Consider the following 18,907-nt stretch of genomic DNA (forward strand, 5'->3'; position numbering starts at 1 on the left):
TTATGCGTTATTCATTTTTAATGGATTAGAAAATGGATAAGAAAAAATAATCCGAAAGTGGCGAGGGCAGTACGGAGTGTAAAGGAAGCACGTAGCACCATCGCATCGCGACGGGCTACGTGGGAATGAGGTTTACTCGATGTTCTGGATCTGTTCGCGCATTTGCTCGATCAATACTTTCAGCTCAATTGCAGAATTGGTGACATCAGCATTGATGGATTTGGAGGCCAGCGTGTTCGACTCGCGGTTGAACTCCTGCATCATAAAGTCCAGACGACGGCCAACCGCCTCTTTTTTCTTCAGGATGTTGTAGGTTTCTTTGACGTGCGCGTCCAGACGATCCAGCTCTTCTGCCACGTCAATGCGCTGTGCCATCAGCACCAGCTCTTGCTCCAGGCGGTTATTTTCCAGTTGTACCTGTGCGTCTTCCAGTTTTGCTACCAGACGTTCGCGCTGCCATTGCAGGATTTCCGGCATATGGGCGCGGACTTTCACTACCTCAGCGCTGACGCCTTCCAGACGCTGCTCAATCAGTGCTTTCAAAGCCTGACCTTCGGTTTCCCGGGCGACAATGAAGTCATCCAGCGTCCCGTCCAGCGCGGCGAGGATCTCTGCGGCAATCGCGTCCAGATCCTGTTCCTGGGCGGCCATGACGCCCGGCCAACGCAGGATATCTACCGGGTTGATTTCCCCTTCATCGCTCTGCATTTTGACCCAGTTCGCAGAGGCAACGAGCTGCTTTGCCAGCTTCTCATTCAGAATGAGTTCGCCTTGCGCGCTGGCATCGGGTTCAAAGCGTAAAGTACATTCGATTTTTCCGCGCGTCAGGCGTGTACGAATGCGTTCGCGTACAACAGGTTCAAGGCTACGGAACTGTTCCGGCAGACGAAAATACGTTTCCAGATAACGCTGGTTTACCGAGCGCATTTCCCAGGTAGCGCTACCCCATTCACCCTTGATTTCACGCCGGGCGTAGGCGGTCATACTGCGGATCATAGACGTTCCTGTTTTTAAAGGAGAGATGGAAGGATTATAGCCATCCATGCCTTGTCAGGATAGGAATAACCGCCGGAAGTCCGTATAATGCGCAGCCACATTCGTTTCAAGCCGGAGATCTCAATATGCGTCCAGCAGGCCGTAGCGCTAATCAGGTGCGTCCCGTAACCCTGACCCGTAACTATACAAAACACGCTGAAGGCTCGGTGCTGGTCGAATTTGGAGATACCAAAGTGCTGTGCACGGCATCCATCGAAGAAGGCGTACCGCGCTTTTTGAAAGGGCAGGGCCAGGGGTGGATCACCGCAGAATATGGCATGTTGCCACGCGCTACGCATACCCGTAACGCGCGTGAAGCGGCGAAAGGCAAGCAGGGCGGCCGCACGATGGAAATCCAGCGTCTGATCGCCCGCGCGCTGCGCGCTGCTGTCGATCTTAAAACGCTTGGCGAGTTTACTATCACTCTGGATTGCGATGTGATCCAGGCGGACGGCGGTACGCGTACTGCATCTATCTCCGGGGCTTGTGTTGCGCTGGCCGATGCGCTGAACAAGCTGGTTGCGAACGGTAAGCTGAAAACCAACCCGATGAAAGGGATGGTGGCTGCGGTTTCCGTCGGCATCGTGAATGGTGAAGCGCTCTGCGATCTGGAGTACGTTGAAGACTCCGCGGCTGAAACCGATATGAACGTGGTAATGACCGAAGACGGTCGAATTATTGAAGTGCAGGGAACGGCAGAAGGCGAGCCGTTCAGTCACGAAGAACTCCTTACCTTGTTGGCATTAGCCCGAGGGGGAATCGAATCCATTGTAGCGACGCAGAAAGCGGCGTTAGAAAATTGATTTTAAGGCGACCAGCGAGTCGCCTTTTTTTTGTCTGTAATAAAGTGAAATGAGGAGCGAATCCATGAAACCGTATCAGCGCCAGTTTATTGAGTTTGCGCTTAACAAGCAGGTACTAAAGTTTGGCGAATTTACGCTGAAATCCGGGCGCAAAAGCCCCTATTTCTTCAACGCCGGGCTGTTTAATACCGGGCGCGATCTGGCTCTGCTGGGACGTTTTTATGCCGAAGCGTTGGTGGATTCGGGTATCGATTTCGATCTGCTGTTTGGTCCGGCCTATAAAGGTATTCCGATTGCGACGACCACCGCTGTTGCACTGGCGGAACACCATGACAAAGACCTGCCGTACTGCTTTAACCGTAAGGAAGCCAAAGACCACGGTGAAGGCGGAAGTCTGGTCGGGAGCCCATTACAGGGACGCGTGATGCTGGTGGATGATGTGATCACTGCGGGTACTGCGATTCGTGAATCGATGGAGATTATCCAGGCGAATGGCGCAAGTCTGGCGGGGGTGCTGATTTCTTTGGATCGTCAGGAGCGTGGCCGTGGCGAGATTTCCGCGATTCAGGAAGTGGAACGCGATTACGGGTGTCAGGTGATCTCGATTATCACGCTGAAAGACCTGATTGCGTATCTGGAAGAGAAACCAGAGATGGCGGAACATCTGGCGGCAGTGCGCGCGTATCGGGAAGCGTACGGGGTTTAAGTGAATTGCCCGGCGGCGTAGCGCTTACCGGGCCTGTAAGGCCGGATAAGGCATCGCCGCCATCCGGCTACGCTGTTACTGCAATTGCGCAGCAACCAACGGCCAGCGGGCGTCGAAATCGTCCGTTGGGCGGTATTTGAACTCGCTGCGTACAAAGCGGGACAACATCCCTTCACAAAACGCCAGCAACTGACTTGCCAGCAGGGTTTCATCCGTGGCGTACCCTTCGCCTTCGCGCATTCTTTTTTCCCGCAGAACCTGACGCAGCTGCGCTTCAATGCGCTCAAACAGCTGGTTAATCCGTCCTTGCAGGCGATCTTGTTCAAACATTAACGCATGACCGGTGAGGATACGCGTCAGGCCTGGGTTGCGTTCGCCGAAGCCCAGAATCAACAACACGATTAAACGCAGACGCGCGCTGGTGTCTTTCTCATCTTTTAAGATCAGATTGATACGGGTAATCAGACTGTCTTCGATAAACTCAATCAGACTATCGAACATGCGAGTCTTACTGGGAAAATGGCGATACAGCGCCGCTTCAGAAACGCCGACGGAGGCTGCCAGTTTCGCTGTTGTGATGCGTTGGCTTCCATCGCTGGATTCCAGCATCAGCGCCAGAGACTGAAGTATTTCTTCGCGACGATTCCTTTTCGCAGTTTGTTTTTCTGCCATGTTACAAAATACCCCTGAAAATAAGCACTTGCCAGGCGAGCATCCACACTATGACCGCAAACTCAGCGTTTGCGGCGATGTTATGTCGTTATCAGGATGCGTAAATGTCTTACTTGCGACCAGAATGGCCGAAGCCGCCTTCACCACGGTCGGTGGCTTCAAACTCTTCCACCAGATTAAATTCGGCCTGTACAACCGGTACGAAAACCATCTGAGCAATACGTTCGCCTGGCTCAATGGTAAAGCTGTCCTGGCCACGGTTCCAGATGGAAACCATTAACTGACCCTGATAGTCAGAGTCGATCAGGCCGACCAGATTGCCGAGCACAATACCATGCTTATGGCCCAGGCCGGAACGTGGCAGCATTACCGCCGCCAGAGACGGATCGGCAATATGAATCGCCAGACCGGTCGGCACCAGCGTTGTTGCGCCAGGCGCCAGTTCTACGGCGTCATCGAGACAGGCGCGCAGGTCAAGTCCGGCGGAGCCGGAGGTGGCATAAGTTGGAAGCGGAAATTGCTGCCCAACGCGCGGGTCCAGAATCTTAACGTCGATTTTTTTCATCATAACGGGTCACGATCTCGTCGAGTAATAATTGGCCCAGGAGCGCTTTCCGTTCGAGCGGTAAGGCTTTATCTCCATCCTGCCAGAAAAGGTGTAATGCGTTGCTGTCGCTATTAAATCCTTGAGTTGAAAGCGAAACATCGTTCGCGCAGATCAGATCAAGGTTTTTGCGGATACGTTTTTGCCGGGCGTATTCTTCCACATTATTTGTTTCCGCGGCAAACCCAACGACATAAGGACGCTTGTCTTTGAGTGCGGCGACCCCGGCGACAATATCAGGGTTCTTGACCATTTTTACTGTTAATTCATCGCCCTGCGTCGCCTGTTTCTTAATTTTTTCACTGGCGACGGCGGCTGCACGGTAATCAGCAACCGCAGCACAGCCGATGAAAATATGCTGCTTCTGAACCGCTGCCTGGACTGCCGCTTCCATTTCCAGCGCGGTCATCACATCAATGCGCTGAACAAAAGGTGGCGTGGGCAGCGCAACGGGGCCGGAAACCAGCGTAACGTTGGCGCCGCGTCGTGCGGCGGCGGCGGCAATGGCAAATCCCATCTTACCGGAGCTGTGGTTAGAGATATAACGCACCGGATCGAGCGGCTCGCGCGTCGGGCCCGCCGTAATCATGATGTTGAGATGTTGCAGATCGTTGACAGGGGAGAAATGCGCTGCCGCCATATCCACAATGGTCAACGGGTCGAGTATGCGTCCTGGCCCCACGTCTCCACACGCCTGGCTGCCGCTGTCCGGCCCCCAGATAAGCATTCCGCGTGACGCGAGTACATCCAGATTATGTTGCGTGGCGGCGGCGCGATACATTTGCTGATTCATGGCCGGAAGCACGGCAATCGGGGCGGGTGTCGCCAGACAAATCGTTGAAACCAGATCGTTGGCCATACCGGCAGCGACGCGAGCGATCAGATCTGCCGTGGCTGGCGCGAGGATAACTAAATCCGCCCATTTCCCCAGCTCAATATGGCCCATCGCGGCTTCTGCGGCAGGGTCAAGCAGACTGTCAGAAACGGGATAACCCGACACCGCCTGTAGGCTCAGGGGCGTGATAAAGGCTTTTGCCGCTTCGGTCATCGCCACGCGGACGTCGGCGCCGCGTTCGCGTAAACGACGCACCAGTTCAGGGGCTTTATAGGCAGCAATGCCGCCGCTCACGCCGAGAACGATTTTTTTGCCAGCCAGGCTCATCATGATCTTTCCTGTTGGATTGCACCAGAAGGCGGACATTTTATCACAATCCTGAATCCCGTCGTGCAGTTGCCCGTAATTCACTTTGCGAGGCGCTACGCAGGAGTGAAATACGGGCGTCGATTCACCTCAGGAACTATGCCACCATGAGGCGTGCTTAAGGAGGTGAACGTATGGATGCGCCGGAACGTTTAATGCCCCGGGAAAAAATGTTGAAGTCAGGAATTGGTTCGCTGACGGATGTTGAACTGCTGGCGCTCTTTTTACGTACAGGAGTGCCAGGAAAAGATGTGATGGCTCTGGCGCATGAAACGCTGCAACGCAGTGGGTCGCTCTATGGGTTGCTGTCTGCGGATTTCGCGCAATTTCGCGGTACAGGTATCGGTATCGCTAAGTATGCGCAGCTTAAGGGGATTGCCGAACTGGCAAGGCGCTATTACAAGGCGCGCATGATGAAGGAAAACGCGTTGTTGAGCCCGGAAATGACGCGTGAGTTTCTGCAAAGCCAGTTGGCGGGGGAAGAGCGGGAGATCTTCCTGGTGATCTTTCTGGATGCCCGGCACCGGGTGATTAAACACAGCCGTCTTTTTTCCGGCACGCTGAATCATGTCGAGGTGCATCCGCGCGAGATTATCCGCGAGGCGATAAAATTAAATGCTTCTGCGGTGATCCTTGCGCATAATCACCCCTCGGGGTGTGCAGAACCGAGCAAAGCGGATAAACTCATCACCGAACGTGTCGTAAAATGTTGTCAGTTCATGGATATACGAGTACTGGATCACCTTGTGATTGGGCGCGGAGAGTACGTTTCTTTTGCCGAACGTGGTTGGATTTAGAACACTTCGCGCGATCCATCGGGATCTTTGTCTGTTCGGGACTTGAGCACATCGCTTACACAGCGTATACTACGCCACCTTTGAGAATCTCGGGTTTGGCATTTGGGCCTGGCAATCGAGAGTTCACAATGAACTGCGATAACCAGGCTGAGAAGCCTGACGAGGCGCCAATACCCCATACGAAGCTCGAGCTAATTTGATTTTTGGAGAATAGACATGTCCCGAGTCTGCCAAGTTACTGGCAAGCGTCCGGTGACCGGTAACAACCGTTCCCACGCACTGAACGCGACTAAACGCCGTTTCCTGCCTAACCTGCACTCTCACCGTTTCTGGGTTGAGAGCGAGAAGCGTTTTGTCACCCTGCGTGTATCTGCTAAAGGTATGCGTGTAATTGATAAGAAAGGCATCGAAACAGTTCTGTCCGAACTGCGTGCCCGTGGCGAAAAGTACTAAGTACTTAGAGGAAATAAATCATGGCTAAAGGTATTCGTGAGAAAATCAAGCTGGTTTCTTCTGCTGGTACTGGTCACTTCTATACCACCACGAAGAACAAACGTACTAAGCCGGAAAAACTGGAACTGAAAAAGTTCGATCCAGTTGTCCGTCAGCACGTTATCTACAAAGAAGCGAAAATCAAATAATTCTCGCTTTGATGTAGTGAAAAACCTCGCTTCGGCGGGGTTTTTTGTTTTCTGGCCGTCCCCATATTAATGAGACCTGAAACAGAGCCGGAGACGTTATGCCTGAATTACCTGAAGTTGAAACCAGCCGCCGCGGTATTGAACCACATCTGGTTGGGGCAACCATTCTGCATGCTAATGTGCGCAATGGACGTCTGCGCTGGCCGGTATCGGAAGAGATCTACCGCCTGAGCGATAAACCCGTACTCAGTGTTCAACGCCGCGCGAAATATTTGCTGCTGGAGTTATCGGATGGCTGGATCATCATTCATCTGGGAATGTCGGGCAGTTTGCGTATCCTTCCTGAAGAACTTCCCGCTGAAAAACATGACCACGTTGATCTGGTGATGAGCAATGGCAAAGTCCTGCGCTACACCGATCCTCGCCGCTTTGGCGCCTGGCTGTGGACGAAAGAGCTGGAAGGGCATAACGTGCTGGCGCATCTCGGCCCGGAGCCGCTGAGCGACGATTTTAACGGAGCCTATTTGCAGCAGAAATGTGCGAAGAAGAAAACGGCAATTAAACCCTGGCTGATGGATAACAAACTGGTGGTGGGCGTGGGAAATATCTACGCCAGCGAGTCGTTGTTTGCGGCTAGCATCCATCCTGACCGTCTGGCGTCGTCATTATCGCAGGCTGAGTGTGAGCTGCTGGCCCGCGTGATTAAGGCCGTTTTACTGCGTTCCATTGAGCAGGGTGGTACAACGTTGAAAGATTTTCTGCAAAGCGACGGTAAGCCGGGCTATTTTGCTCAGGAGTTGCAGGTTTACGGACGTAAAGGGGAGCCGTGCCGGGTTTGCGGTACGCCGATCGTTGCAACTAAACACGCGCAACGGGCGACGTTCTACTGCCGTCAGTGTCAGAAATAAGATGGATTGCAGGCCGGATAACGCGCTGACGCGCCATCCGGCAAAAGCGTTTTACTTCAGCTTATCCATCAGGGCCTGATGAACGTTCTCCGGTAAGAAGTGGGTAACGTCGCCCTGATGGCGCGCCACTTCTTTTACCAGCGAAGAAGAGATAAAAGACCACTCTTTTGAAGGCATCAGGAAGACGCTTTCAAGCTGCGGCATTAAATGGCGATTCATGTGCGCCAGCTGCATTTCATATTCAAAATCAGCCACGGCGCGCAAGCCGCGAATCAAAATATTGGCCTTCTGAATGCGCGCGAAGTTGGCCATTAAATCGCTGAATCCCATGACTTCCACGTTGCCGAGGTGCGCCGTCGCCTGTTGCGCCAGCGCTACACGCTCTTCAAGGGTAAACATCGGTTTTTTGCTGGGGCTGGCGGCAATGGCGAGGATAACGTGATCGAACATCTGCGTCGCGCGCGTCACGATATCAATATGGCCGTTGGTGATCGGATCGAAGGTTCCTGGGTAAATCGCCCGTTTTTGCATGACAGCCCTCAATGCGTTTTCGGTGGCAGGTAAGGTTCCAGCAGTTGTAACAGACGCTGTAGCGCACCCTGGTTTTGGTACAGCACTTCAACGGCGTGTCGACCGTAGAAATTACGATAATCCGCGTCGGTCAGTAAAGACGAAACCTCTTTTACCAGCGTAGTGGCATCGGTTACGGTAATCAGCCCGCTTGCTTGCTCCAGTCGGGCGCAAATATCTTTGAAGTTAAAGGTATGAGGACCCATCAATACCGGTATCGCGTGTGCGGCAGCTTCCAGCGGGTTATGTCCTCCGCGTTCAACCAGCGAACCGCCGACAAATGCGAGATCCGCAATACCATACAGTAGCATTAATTCGCCCATTGTATCGCCAATAACAACCTGGGTACTGGCGGACGGCACCTCTCCTGAAGAACGCGTGGTATAGCTGAGCCCTGCCTGGCGCACGAGGTTAATCGCATCCGGGAACCGCTCTGGATGGCGAGGAACCAGAATTAGCAACAGGTTAGGGAATTGATGCAGCAATGCCTGATGAGCGGCGATAACAATGCTCTCTTCGCCGTCATGCGTACTGGTGGCGATCCACACCGGGCGGTGCGGCGCCCACTGGCGACGCAGTGTAACCGCTTTTGCAGCAAGCTGTGGCGTCACGGAAATATCAAATTTCAGACTGCCGGTGACGGTGAGCTGGTTATTTTTCGCACCCAACGCGATAAAACGCGCGCCATCTTCTTCATTTTGCGCCGCGATTAGCGTAATGCGGCGCAGCAGTCTGCGAACAAATTTCCCCAGCTTTGTATAGCCAGCAGCCGACCGGGCGGAAAGGCGCGCGTTGGCGATAACCAACGGAATATGACGTTTATGCAGCGCGGCAATCAGGTTCGGCCAGAGCTCGGTTTCCATAATCAACACCAGTTTAGGGTCAACTTTATTCAGGAAACGGTTGAGCGCATCGGGCAAATCATAAGGAAGATAGACGTGCTGAACATCGCTGCCGAATGCAGACTGTACGCGCTCTGAGCCGGTAGGCGTCATGGTGGTGACGGTAATCGGCAAATCAGGATAACGGTGTCGCAGGGCGCGAACTAAAGGAATTGCCGCCAGTGTTTCACCCACAGAGACGGAATGCAGCATGATCCCGCCAGGTTTAAGCGGATGACGGTAAAAACCGTAACGTTCGCCCCAGCGTTTACGGTAGGCTGGCGCTTTACGTCCACGCACCCAAAGCCGTATCCAGATCAAGGGCTGAATAAGGTAGAGAAGGGCGGTGTAAAGCAATTCGAGCATAGTAAATAGCTGACTGATGGATGTGCTGGGGATTCTATGTATTTAGCCTGGGCTTTACCATCATTTTTATCCTTGTTGCACTAAAACACCTGAATTGACAATACATTATTTGCGGTAGGTGTTTTTCTCCAGATACATCAAAACAGGCTGTTAACGCCGAATAACGCGTGAAATTGTGCTCTGTCCTTCAGTAGTAATGGTTTACATCTTATTGTTTTGAAATTAAAAATTAACTTTTTGCTTAAAAAACATTCATTTCGGTTCGGGAGCTAATCAATGGTATACTACTGCGCAAATTCAGGCAGCCATCAGCCTTCAGGGCGCCGGGAATATGGAGGGTAGTCTTTGTTTGCAGACAAGGATTACGGCGCTTTTACCTGCCTGGCCTGGGATGTTTGGCGACGTAACGCGGATATTATTGCATGACCATTGCTTTTTGTTTGTACAAATATTTTCCCTATGGCGGGTTGCAGCGTGATTTCCTGCGAATAGCGCATACGGTTGCGGCGCGTGGCCATCATGTTCAGGTATTGACTCAACAGTGGCAGGGCGAACGTCCCTCCGACCTTGAAATTATCCTTGTTCCGGTGACTGCCAGAACTAATCATGGAAAAAATGAGCAGTATTATCAGTGGGTTCAGAGTTACCTGAGCCAACATCCCGTCGATCGCGTCGTTGGGTTTAATAAAATGCCCGGGCTTGATGTCTATTATGCGGCAGATGTGTGCTACGCGGAAAAAGTCGCCCGTGAAAAGGGTTTCTTTTATAAGCTGACCAGTCGTTATAAGCACTATGCAGCTTTTGAAAAAGCGACCTTCCAGCAAGGTGCTCATACCGAGCTTTTGATGTTAACAAATAAGCAAATCGGTGACTTTAAGCATCATTATCATACTGAGGATCGCCGTTTTCATATTTTGCCGCCAGGGATATACCCGGACAGGAAATACAGCCAGCAACCTGAAAACAGCAGACAGATTGTCAGAGAAAAAAATGGCATTGGGTTAGATCAGTTCCTGCTTTTGCAGGTAGGTTCGGATTTTAAACGCAAAGGCGTACCAAGAACGTTACTGGCGGTAGCTTCTTTACCTGAAGCAATACGTCAACGTACGCGATTGATGGTTGTCGGGCAAGACAAGGCCGACCGGTATCAGGCCCAGGCGCGTCAACTAGGGATTGAGAAGCAGGTGCAGTTTTTTTCAGGGCGCGATGATATCTCAGCGCTGATGTCTGCTGCTGATTTGCTGCTTCATCCTGCCGTTCAGGAAGCGGCCGGAATCGTATTATTAGAGGCGATTGTCGCCGGGCTACCCGTGCTGACCACCGAAGTTTGTGGATATGCGCACTATATCAATGCTGCGCAGTGTGGCGTTGTTATACCGGAGCCTTTTGCACAGGAAGTCCTGAATGCTTCCCTCTGCGATGCGCTGGAGAAAGGTGAGCAGCGAAGTGAATGGGCAAGTCATGCAAGACACTTTGCCGATACAGAAGATCTCTACAGTCTGGCTGATAAAGCGGCTGATATCATTTTAGGTTTTGAGAATGATTGAATTAAAAGAGCCATTCGCTACGCAGTGGCAAGGTAAAGATCCGTTTGTCGAAGTAACGAAACTGGACGGAGAGGTTTTCCGCGCTCTGGAGACCCGGAGGACGCTGCGTTTTGAGATGATGGGTAAAGGGTATTTCCTGAAATACCATCACGGAACCACGCTGAAAGAAGTGCTAAAAAACCTCATTTCCTTGCGTATGCCCGTTCTTGGCGCGGATCGCGAGTGGCTGGCTATTCACCGTCTGCAATCACTGAATGTTGATACCATGACCGGCGTCGCGTTTGGGCAAAAAGGGTTTAATCCGTTGCAGCGGACATCGTTTATCATCACGGAAGATCTCTCGCCGGCAATAAGCCTTGAAGACTTTTGCGCCAGGTGGAGTGAAGAACGTCCTGATCTCACCTTAAAACGAACCATTATCACCCGACTGGCGGAGATGGTGGGGAAAATGCATCGTGGCGGGGTGAATCATCGGGATTGTTATATTTGCCATTTTTTACTACAGCAACCATTACCGGCTGATGTGGCTGATATAAAACTTTCCGTGATTGATCTGCATCGCGCGCAAATTCGTCGCCGGGTGCCGCGTCGCTGGCGTGATAAGGATCTGATTGGACTCTATTTCTCCTCACTCGAAATTGGCCTGACCTCGAGAGATATTTATCGTTTTTTACGCGTTTATTTCTCGATGCCACTGCGTGAAATTCTTCGCAAGGAAGCCAGTTTGCTTGAGCAAGCGGCGGCGAAAGCACAAAAAATCAAACAAAGAACGATAAGAAAAGCGTTATAAAATCACATACAGGGTTTGAGGTGATCTCATCATGAACATTGATTTTGAAAACGTAATAATTCAAAAAAAGGTTATCGACAACGCTACACACCAGAAAAGCAAAAAGTTGAATATTGCATATGGTGTAGATCGAAATTTTTTATTTGGCTCTGGAATTTCAATGACATCAGTGTTGGTGAACAACCCTGATATTGATATCCATTTCTATGTTGTGACGGACTATGTTGATGATGAGTACCTGGAAAGCGTGGAACGACTCACGCAAATGTATGGTACAACGGTAACGGTCTTAGTTTTTGATAATGAGGCGTTTCGCAAGTTGCCGAGTACTAAAGCATGGACCTATGCGATGTACTATCGCTATTTTGCGTTCGAGTATTTAAGTCGTGAACTGGATTCTGTGCTGTATCTGGATGCCGATATCGTTTGTAAAAATTCGCTGCGGGAACTGACGGATATTCATTTTGCCGGAGAATATGCGGCTGTTGTTAATGATATTGATCGAGTACGTTTAAAATCCGGGCAGAGACTGGGTATTCCTGAGTTAGCTCGTGACTATTTTAATTCAGGGGTGGTATTCGCTAATCTCCATGTCTGGAGAGAAAAAAAACTGTTATCCAAAGCCTTTGAAGTTTTGCATGAGCGTCAGAAAGAACTGCTTTATTTTGACCAGGATATCCTGAATATCTTATTTGTTGGGCATGTGATCCTGCTGAGGCGTGATTTTAATTGTATTTATGGCGTAGACCAGGAACTGAAGAATAAAAATGAATATCGTTATCAGGACTTTATCACTGAGAGTACGGTATTAATTCATTATGTCGGCGTGACAAAACCGTGGCATACGTGGGCTAACTATCCGGTTTCTAAGTACTTTATTGAGGCTTATAAAAAATCGGCATGGGCCGAAAAATCGTTACTCAATGCAAATACGGCAAAATTATATAAGCGTAAGTCACGCCATGAAAGGATACAGCGAAAATATATTCGTTCTATATTTAGCCATATAATGTACATTAAAAATAAGCTACACGGCGCTAAAGTGCATTGAGTGGCTTGTTGAAAATAAATTTAAATAGGTGTAGTGAATGATTTTTGATTGCCATCAGTCTATAAAAAAGATACTTGATTTTAATCAAGCACCAGCCGGGGAAAGTCCACAGCTCAATATCGCCTGGGGTGTTGATAAAAATTTCATGTTTGGCGCCGCGATTTCGATGACGTCAGTGTTGATACATAATAAAGACATCAATATCCATTTCCATCTTTTTACTGATTATGTGGATGATGATTATCAACAGAAAATAAGTATGCTGGCGCAGCAATTCTCTACTAACATCTCAATATATGTTATGGATGCCGAGGGGCTAAAGGTATTGCCCAGCGGTAATGCCTGGTCTCATGCAATGTATTTCCGCTTTATCGCATTTGAATATTTAGGCGAAAAAGTTGATTCACTCCTGTACATTGATGCAGACGTGATATGTAAAGGCTCACTTGTTGAATTGAGTCATCTCAACCTTGATGAGCATGTTGCTGCGGTAGTAAGGGACGTCGATGATAGTCCTGCCAGAGATATTGAGAAAAATAGTGATTATTTTAACTCTGGTGTGATCTATGCGAATCTTAAAAAGTGGAAAGAGCAGAACTTTATTGGTGCTGCATTTGATATCCTCCTGGATAAAAATCAGAAACTCTCTTTCCCCGATCAGGATGTTTTAAATATTCTTTTCTTAAATAAAGTGATCTTTTTACCGCGTATCTACAATGCGATATATGGTATAAAACAAGAGTTAAAAAGCAAAGATATATCACGCTATAAAGAATATATAACGGCAGATACCATTCTTATTCACTATATTGGGGTAACTAAACCCTGGAATTCCTGGGCAAATTATCCGTCTGCACAGTATTTTGTGGAGGCATGGAAGGCTTCACCATGGGCGAATGTGCCGTTGTTGCCTGCCAGAACGCCAAAGCAGTATAAGAAGAAGTCACGTCATGAAAGGCTACAGGGTAAATATATTTCTTCAATTATCAGCTACATAGGCTATCTGGCCGAAAAAGTCAAAGGTAAGTAAAAAAGCTCCCCGAGGGGAGCTTTTTTTAATGAATCTTGGTTTTGAGGTACTTTGCGTACCATTTTATGGCGGTAAAATAATTACCTTTTTTTGCCGCCTGACGGGAGTACACCCGATAATCTGTAGGTCTCATGCGAGGGGCATAAGAGCGTAACTCTGCATTCCGCCAGGGCGTGAAATGGTGGTAGAAAACATAAAGCTGTTGCGACAGCCCCGTATGTTCTTTATACCACGGCTTTCTTCCGCCCGTAAAATGAATGATTCTTGGCAGCGTGTCACTGTGATAGAAGAAATTTTCTTTCTGTTCGTCAGTAAACCAGTTAAACAGGAAATTCCAGCGGTTATCAATAAACGTAATATTTCCATTCATTGCAATGTTGAGGGCATCCTGATCAAAGTAAGGCAATGATTTTCCTTGCTCAAATAACACGGTATTTGCTTTATGCTCAATGTCATGCTTAATCCAGTTCGCGACATTAATATAGAGGAAACCAGCGTTAAAATAGTGATCGATGCTCAGCCCTAATCGCCGGGCGTGTTTATTATCATGAATGTTGAGAGAGTCATGGCTGACGGCGCAAACAACATCATCAATATCAACGCTATTAATCTCACTGAGTGAGTCAAAGCATAGCGTATCGGCATCAAGATAGATAAAACGCTCTACTTTGTCTTTAAGTAAACGGGGCACAGCCAGACGCATATAAGTTGAGCGATTGAGATGTTTTATCGCAAAATCATTGTTATATTTTTCAATATCAGCCTTATCGATCGTGATAACCTGAATTTTATTGCTGGTCGACTGTAGCTTCGCAATATCTTCATCACTGACATCATAGACAAAGACAAAAAATGCGAGAGATTGCTCAGGGTTATTCATTATGACAGACATAATGGATACGGCAACATACTCCAGATAATTAGCATCTGTGCAGTAGGCAATATTAATTACGTTAGTTTTATTATCCATTTACGCTGTCTCATTTCCTTCAACCGGGTTGCTATCATGGAGCACAGTGTCGATAGCGTCAATAACTGCGTGTTCTGGTATCCAGGTCAGGTATTTCCGGGATCTGTCCAGTTCTGCCCGGGTCGGCATTGGATGATAATCACCTGCCCAGATCAGCGCAGCTTTATCTGACCAGGGTTTCCACTGTTGATAATTTGTGGCGCCAAACAAACATACCTGCGGCGTACCTAATGCGGCAGCCATATGCATGGGGGCGGAGTCCACGCCGATATACAGTACTGCATGATCGATTAACGCCGCCAATTGCAGGAAAGTCGTTTTACCTGCCACCGTCAGGTCTGGTGGTGATTGACACAGTCCGGCGATACGCGCTACCTGCTGCTGTTCTTGTACTGCGGGCCCACAGGTCAGGTAAACATGCAGACCGCGTTGCTGCAAATAATCTATGACATGTGCAAATTTCTCGTCATCCCAGCACTTAAACGACTGTCTTGCAGTGGGTTGAATCACAACGTATTTTTGCGTGGGAAGCGCGGGAAGCTGAGTCAGTAAATATTGATAGTCACTCTCGCGATAGCAGAGCAACATCTCTTTTTTGAGCTCGCTTTCACTAAAGTCGAGGCCTTTTAGAATGGATAAGTTTTGCTCAACAATATGAGTTCCGGTTGTTGGTGTGACCTTTGTAAAAAGGCAATTCCACTGCTTCTTGTCCCTTTTAAAGGCAATAGAGGGGCGGCGTAGGGAAGCGATAAGTGCGCCAATAGGCCATTGCTCGGTTAAGTTGACAATAAGGTCATAGTGGTTTTTTTTCAGCTGGCGGCGTACCGATATATAATTTTTAATGGTTTCCAGCAGACCTTTCTTTTTTTCAATAAGGTAAAAGTTGTTGATTCTCTCATCAGCAGCTAAAATTGCCCTGGTGTCTTTATAAAGAAGAAGATCAATTTTTGCGTGCGGATAACGTGCCTGGAGACTGGCAATAACAGGGGTAATGAGCAGAACATCGCCATAAAACTTAAGCTTGCAAATAAGAATTCTTTCTACTTTATCAAACATATTAACTTTCCTTGCTAACAAATAACATTTTGCAAGCGTTTATGGCTTTAAATCGTATTTTTGAAATAAAACGATCAATGTGTGGGTACTTCATTTTATAAATAACTTTTCTTTTAACGATGCTTGTATCACAGCATGTCAGTGCATCTTGAATGTCACTGATCATATCTTCTTCGTAGCGATAATAACCTTTCTTCTTGCGCAGCAACTTGCGTCCTTCAAGGAAGCAGTTAATGATCATTAATGTGGCTACAGTTCGTTTTTCATCATTTTCTTTTATATAGTCACACATTTTACGCATGGCGAAGAAAATATATTGTGCATCATTTTCAAGAATATTCTCGGTAATGCTCCGATCGTTTATTCGATAATAATATAGCTTGTTATCTATTTTTAAGATCTTATGGCATTTAAAGTATTGAAATGGACAAAAAATAATGTCCTCATAACGATGATGTTCTTCAAAGCGGTCTTGCCCAATAATGTCACGGCGAAAGAATTTTGTTACAAGGTGCCATTGACCCGCACGGAAAGTGGGTAATAACTGCGTTAAATTTTCATCAGTTAACGTGATTTCACTCTGTTTTACTGCATCCGGCTTATCTTTTTGGCATTGATAGAGATTATTAATGTCACGGGTTAAGTTGAATTCAACGATATCATATTTCTCTTCTCTTAATTTAGGGAGAAGAACCGAAAAATAATCCGGGCTAATAATGTCATCGCTGTCAACAAAGCCAATATACTTCCCTGTCGCATGTGAAAGCCCGACGTTGCGGGTAATCGCAACACCATGATTTTCCTGGTAGATGTATTTCACGTTGTTGCAATGATGTTCGCGATAAAACGCATTTATGCGTTCTTCAGTCAAATCCGTTGAGCCATCATTAATAATGATTACTTCTACCTCATTAGTGATGCCCTGATGTAAAGACGCCAGCGTATCCGTAATGAATTCGGCATTGTTGTATGCCGGTATAATAATGCTCAGCAAATAATCTGAAGCGTTAATCATGGCATAACTCTCTCATCGTGCCTGGTGTCAGCATCATCGCCGCGCATAATGCCAGCATACTGCTCAGAGTTTCACCTTTGGCGTATAATAATAAGTCGCTTAAACCATAGATAACTATAGCACTGGAAATGATGAATAACAGAGGGCTACGTTGTGTATAAGCTTTTAAAAACATCGCCAGATACAAAAAGAGCAGAGCGATGACGCCAGAAATCCCTTTAAGAGAAAAAGTATCAATGAATTCGTTATGCAAATGGATGTCGACGAACCCAAGTGCTCCTCTTAACGAGGTATCCTGTCGGGCAAAATCCCGCATTCCAGCATCGCGTTGTTCAAGTGATTGGCCCCAGTAGTGGTTTTTTCCAGCATCAATACCCGCCCGTTGCATCGCGAGTCGGGCGCCAATCGAGGTATTACTGTTCTTCTTACTGTAAGAATGCATATCGGTTACGAAGCTGTTATAGCGCTTTTCAATCACCGATTTTAAAGGGATTGCCGCCAGCCCCGCGAGAACAATAAAGGCCAGTAACGTACGCAGCAAAACGGTACGGTTATGCCGATAGTGTAAGAAAAATAGCCCTATGCTCAGAACCGGATAGACCAGAATGGCGGCGCGGGTTTGCGTTATAGTGATAACCGCCAGTGATACCAAAAAGTGTAATAAATAGAGCAGGATTGTATGCTTCAGCCGCAAGTTGATGATGGCCTGGGACGCAAGCAATGCGACAAACGTCAACGCATAAGCCGCTCCTGTCGGATGTTCAAAACCCAGTTCGACACGGTAGTTAAGCGGATCTGGTGAGGTGAGGAGTTGATAACCCGCAAAAAGATACAAACCAACAGCCGTCGCAATCACCCAGTAGCGGGTTATACGATCTTTCATCGCACATGCGATTGGCGATTGCAGGGCTGTGACAATCAATGCGGCAAAGATCATCACTTTACCGCCGTTCTGGTATGAGCGATAAGCGCCAGTAAAGGATGAGCCCGGTTCTTTAAAGATCTCAACCCAAATAATTTGTACTAAACCGAAGAGCAGCAGCATCACGGGTAACAGCAGGTTTTTCTTATCACTCAGAAGTGACTTGCTGTGTTTACCGATAATCGGTAGCGACAGAACCGCACATGCAATAAAAACTTTTAAAGCTTCGTCTGGATTGATCAGCAGCATCGCCAGGGTCGTCAGGCACCCGGCATAAAATAAAAAATAGATAACGTTAAACGGATTATTTTGCGTGCTGCGGATAAAGCGAGAAAACGTGTGTCCACGAAGCATGATTAATCTCTTTAAAAGTTATAGCAAATTAAAATCAAGCAATGATACTTTGACGGCATCCGCACTCAGAGTTGACATCTTCCCTGAATGACTCTTTTGCGCGCACTGATTCTTCCCATATCCCCCAATCAGTCCCGGATCGGTCGGGCCATACAGCGTGATATTAGGTCGATCAAGGGCGGCGGTTAAATGGCTAAGCCCGGTATCAACGGACACTACAAATTTTGCCCCCGCCAACTCGCGTGCGACCTCTTCCAGACTCATTCGTGGTAAAACATCCACATAATCAAATCCTTCCGCTAATCTTTTTGCCCGTGCTTCTTCATGGGTCGCACCCCAGGGCAGCTTAATGCGTACACCCGCATCACGCAGTTGGCCGATCAGATCTCGCCAGTTTGCTTCCGGCCAGTGCTTATCGTCTCGGGTGGTCGCGTGTAAAAATACCGCATATTGCCCTGCGTCTGCATTCAGATTGCTCAGGAAATGTTGCGCAATCGCATAATCGCCCTGGGACTGTGGCTTGCTGTACCCCAGGCTTTTGGCGAACAGCTCGCGGGTGCGTTCAACGGCATGCTGCGCTTTAGCGATGTGATGCTTTCGGTTGTAAAACAGGCTGGCCAGGGGCTCCCGGGCCGTACTCCAGTCCATGCCGTGCTTTACGCCGCGTCCCAGTCTTGTGACCAGCGCAGCGCTTTTTACCAGCCCCTGGGCATCAATAATCGCATCGTATTGCTGTGCCTGTACGGCATCGCGAAAGGCTTTACGTTCAGCTTTGATGGGCGCGGAAAACCAGGCCTTACGCCAACGGCGAATAGCGACGGGAATCACGCGATTGACAGCATCGTGCCAGGATGGAATTTGCGCGAATCCTTCTTCTACCACCCAATCAAACTGAATACCCGGGATGACTTGCTGTGCGTCAGTCAGTGCGGGCAATGTGTGTAACACATCCCCCATTGATGATGTTTTGACTATCAGAACCCGCATC

General features: G+C 48.5%; 21 protein-coding genes. 10 read left to right on the forward strand and 11 right to left on the reverse strand.

Going from position 1 to position 18,907, the window contains the following annotated elements; all coding sequences use genetic code 11:
• Positions 1-132: 132 nt before the first annotated feature.
• On the reverse strand, positions 133-996 hold the full coding sequence (locus OGV67_RS00585; protein WP_012135780.1) for a YicC/YloC family endoribonuclease: 864 nt from the start codon (positions 994-996) through the stop codon (positions 133-135).
• Positions 997-1,121: 125 nt separating this feature from the next.
• Between OGV67_RS00585 and rph the strand changes: the two genes are divergently transcribed.
• Both rph and pyrE read left to right on the forward strand, forming a co-directional pair.
• Complete coding sequence (rph, locus tag OGV67_RS00590) at positions 1,122-1,838, forward strand: ribonuclease PH (protein WP_012135779.1); 717 nt, start codon at positions 1,122-1,124, stop codon at positions 1,836-1,838.
• A gap of 64 nt (positions 1,839-1,902) precedes the next feature.
• On the forward strand, positions 1,903-2,544 hold the full coding sequence (gene pyrE / locus OGV67_RS00595; RefSeq protein ID WP_024131063.1) for an orotate phosphoribosyltransferase: 642 nt from the start codon (positions 1,903-1,905) through the stop codon (positions 2,542-2,544).
• A gap of 75 nt (positions 2,545-2,619) precedes the next feature.
• On the opposite strand, the gene slmA is transcribed toward pyrE, so the two are convergent.
• The 3 genes from slmA to coaBC form a co-directional block, all read right to left on the reverse strand.
• Positions 2,620-3,216, reverse strand: coding sequence for a nucleoid occlusion factor SlmA (gene slmA, locus OGV67_RS00600; RefSeq protein WP_012135776.1), 597 nt, complete (start codon positions 3,214-3,216; stop codon positions 2,620-2,622).
• A gap of 109 nt (positions 3,217-3,325) precedes the next feature.
• Positions 3,326-3,784, reverse strand: coding sequence for a dUTP diphosphatase (dut, locus tag OGV67_RS00605; protein ID WP_006687626.1), 459 nt, complete (start codon positions 3,782-3,784; stop codon positions 3,326-3,328).
• Complete coding sequence (gene coaBC / locus OGV67_RS00610) at positions 3,762-4,982, reverse strand: bifunctional phosphopantothenoylcysteine decarboxylase/phosphopantothenate--cysteine ligase CoaBC (RefSeq protein WP_115615312.1); 1,221 nt, start codon at positions 4,980-4,982, stop codon at positions 3,762-3,764. Before coaBC ends, dut begins: the two co-directional genes overlap by 23 nt.
• Before the next feature lie 173 nt (positions 4,983-5,155).
• Between coaBC and radC the strand changes: the two genes are divergently transcribed.
• The 4 genes from radC (at position 5,156) to mutM (ending at position 7,367) form a co-directional block, all read left to right on the forward strand.
• Entirely contained in the window at positions 5,156-5,818 is a 663-nt protein-coding gene (gene radC / locus OGV67_RS00615) for a RadC family protein (RefSeq protein ID WP_047460249.1), read from the forward strand.
• 216 nt (positions 5,819-6,034) lie between these two features.
• The gene (gene rpmB / locus OGV67_RS00620; protein ID WP_003024071.1) at positions 6,035-6,271 is read left to right on the forward strand and encodes a 50S ribosomal protein L28; all 237 of its coding nucleotides are present in this window, start codon (positions 6,035-6,037) and stop codon (positions 6,269-6,271) included.
• 20 nt (positions 6,272-6,291) lie between these two features.
• Positions 6,292-6,459: a 50S ribosomal protein L33 gene (rpmG, locus tag OGV67_RS00625; protein ID WP_001051798.1), complete on the forward strand. Its 168-nt coding sequence runs from the start codon at positions 6,292-6,294 to the stop codon at positions 6,457-6,459.
• A 98-nt stretch (positions 6,460-6,557) separates the two neighbouring features.
• Positions 6,558-7,367, forward strand: coding sequence for a bifunctional DNA-formamidopyrimidine glycosylase/DNA-(apurinic or apyrimidinic site) lyase (gene mutM / locus OGV67_RS00630; RefSeq protein WP_115614301.1), 810 nt, complete (start codon positions 6,558-6,560; stop codon positions 7,365-7,367).
• A gap of 51 nt (positions 7,368-7,418) precedes the next feature.
• On the opposite strand, the gene coaD is transcribed toward mutM, so the two are convergent.
• Together coaD and waaA are read right to left on the reverse strand one after the other, a co-directional pair.
• Positions 7,419-7,898: a pantetheine-phosphate adenylyltransferase gene (coaD, locus tag OGV67_RS00635; protein ID WP_115180965.1), complete on the reverse strand. Its 480-nt coding sequence runs from the start codon at positions 7,896-7,898 to the stop codon at positions 7,419-7,421.
• 8 nt (positions 7,899-7,906) lie between these two features.
• The gene (gene waaA / locus OGV67_RS00640; protein ID WP_012135770.1) at positions 7,907-9,184 is read right to left on the reverse strand and encodes a lipid IV(A) 3-deoxy-D-manno-octulosonic acid transferase; all 1,278 of its coding nucleotides are present in this window, start codon (positions 9,182-9,184) and stop codon (positions 7,907-7,909) included.
• A 422-nt stretch (positions 9,185-9,606) separates the two neighbouring features.
• On the opposite strand from waaA, the gene OGV67_RS00645 reads away from it, so the two are divergent.
• From OGV67_RS00645 to OGV67_RS00660, 4 genes are read left to right on the forward strand one after another with little or no spacing between them, the layout of a single operon-like run.
• A complete protein-coding gene (locus OGV67_RS00645) occupies positions 9,607-10,731 on the forward strand; it encodes a glycosyltransferase family 4 protein (protein WP_047460257.1) in 1,125 nt (374 codons plus the stop codon).
• The gene (gene rfaP / locus OGV67_RS00650; RefSeq protein WP_047460260.1) at positions 10,724-11,521 is read left to right on the forward strand and encodes a lipopolysaccharide core heptose(I) kinase RfaP; all 798 of its coding nucleotides are present in this window, start codon (positions 10,724-10,726) and stop codon (positions 11,519-11,521) included. The genes OGV67_RS00645 and rfaP overlap by 8 nt, the downstream gene beginning before the upstream one ends.
• 31 nt (positions 11,522-11,552) lie before the next feature.
• Positions 11,553-12,572 carry a glycosyltransferase family 8 protein gene (locus tag OGV67_RS00655; RefSeq protein WP_012135766.1) on the forward strand — a complete coding sequence of 340 codons (1,020 nt, stop codon included), beginning with the start codon at positions 11,553-11,555 and terminating at the stop codon, positions 12,570-12,572.
• A 37-nt stretch (positions 12,573-12,609) separates the two neighbouring features.
• Positions 12,610-13,602 (forward strand): glycosyltransferase family 8 protein, encoded by a 993-nt coding sequence (locus tag OGV67_RS00660; protein ID WP_058668285.1) that lies wholly within the window; start codon positions 12,610-12,612, stop codon positions 13,600-13,602.
• Between the two features lie 25 nt (positions 13,603-13,627).
• Here the strand turns inward: OGV67_RS00660 and OGV67_RS00665 are convergent, their stop codons facing one another.
• From OGV67_RS00665 to rfaC, 5 genes are read right to left on the reverse strand one after another with little or no spacing between them, the layout of a single operon-like run.
• Positions 13,628-14,572 (reverse strand): glycosyltransferase family 8 protein, encoded by a 945-nt coding sequence (locus tag OGV67_RS00665; RefSeq protein WP_115614302.1) that lies wholly within the window; start codon positions 14,570-14,572, stop codon positions 13,628-13,630.
• Positions 14,573-15,628: a lipopolysaccharide core heptosyltransferase RfaQ gene (gene rfaQ / locus OGV67_RS00670; RefSeq protein ID WP_112001405.1), complete on the reverse strand. Its 1,056-nt coding sequence runs from the start codon at positions 15,626-15,628 to the stop codon at positions 14,573-14,575.
• 1 nt (position 15,629) lies between these two features.
• Positions 15,630-16,643, reverse strand: coding sequence for a glycosyltransferase family 2 protein (locus tag OGV67_RS00675; protein WP_012135762.1), 1,014 nt, complete (start codon positions 16,641-16,643; stop codon positions 15,630-15,632).
• Complete coding sequence (locus tag OGV67_RS00680) at positions 16,636-17,919, reverse strand: O-antigen ligase family protein (protein ID WP_181421280.1); 1,284 nt, start codon at positions 17,917-17,919, stop codon at positions 16,636-16,638. Before OGV67_RS00680 ends, OGV67_RS00675 begins: the two co-directional genes overlap by 8 nt.
• An 18-nt stretch (positions 17,920-17,937) precedes the next feature.
• Complete coding sequence (rfaC, locus tag OGV67_RS00685) at positions 17,938-18,906, reverse strand: lipopolysaccharide heptosyltransferase RfaC (protein WP_115614303.1); 969 nt, start codon at positions 18,904-18,906, stop codon at positions 17,938-17,940.
• Between the last annotated feature and the right edge of the window lies 1 nt (position 18,907).

Origin of the sequence: Citrobacter sp. CK188, from assembly GCF_030333525.1 — a bacterium.
Taxonomy (GTDB): Bacteria; Pseudomonadota; Gammaproteobacteria; order Enterobacterales; family Enterobacteriaceae; genus Citrobacter_B; species Citrobacter_B koseri.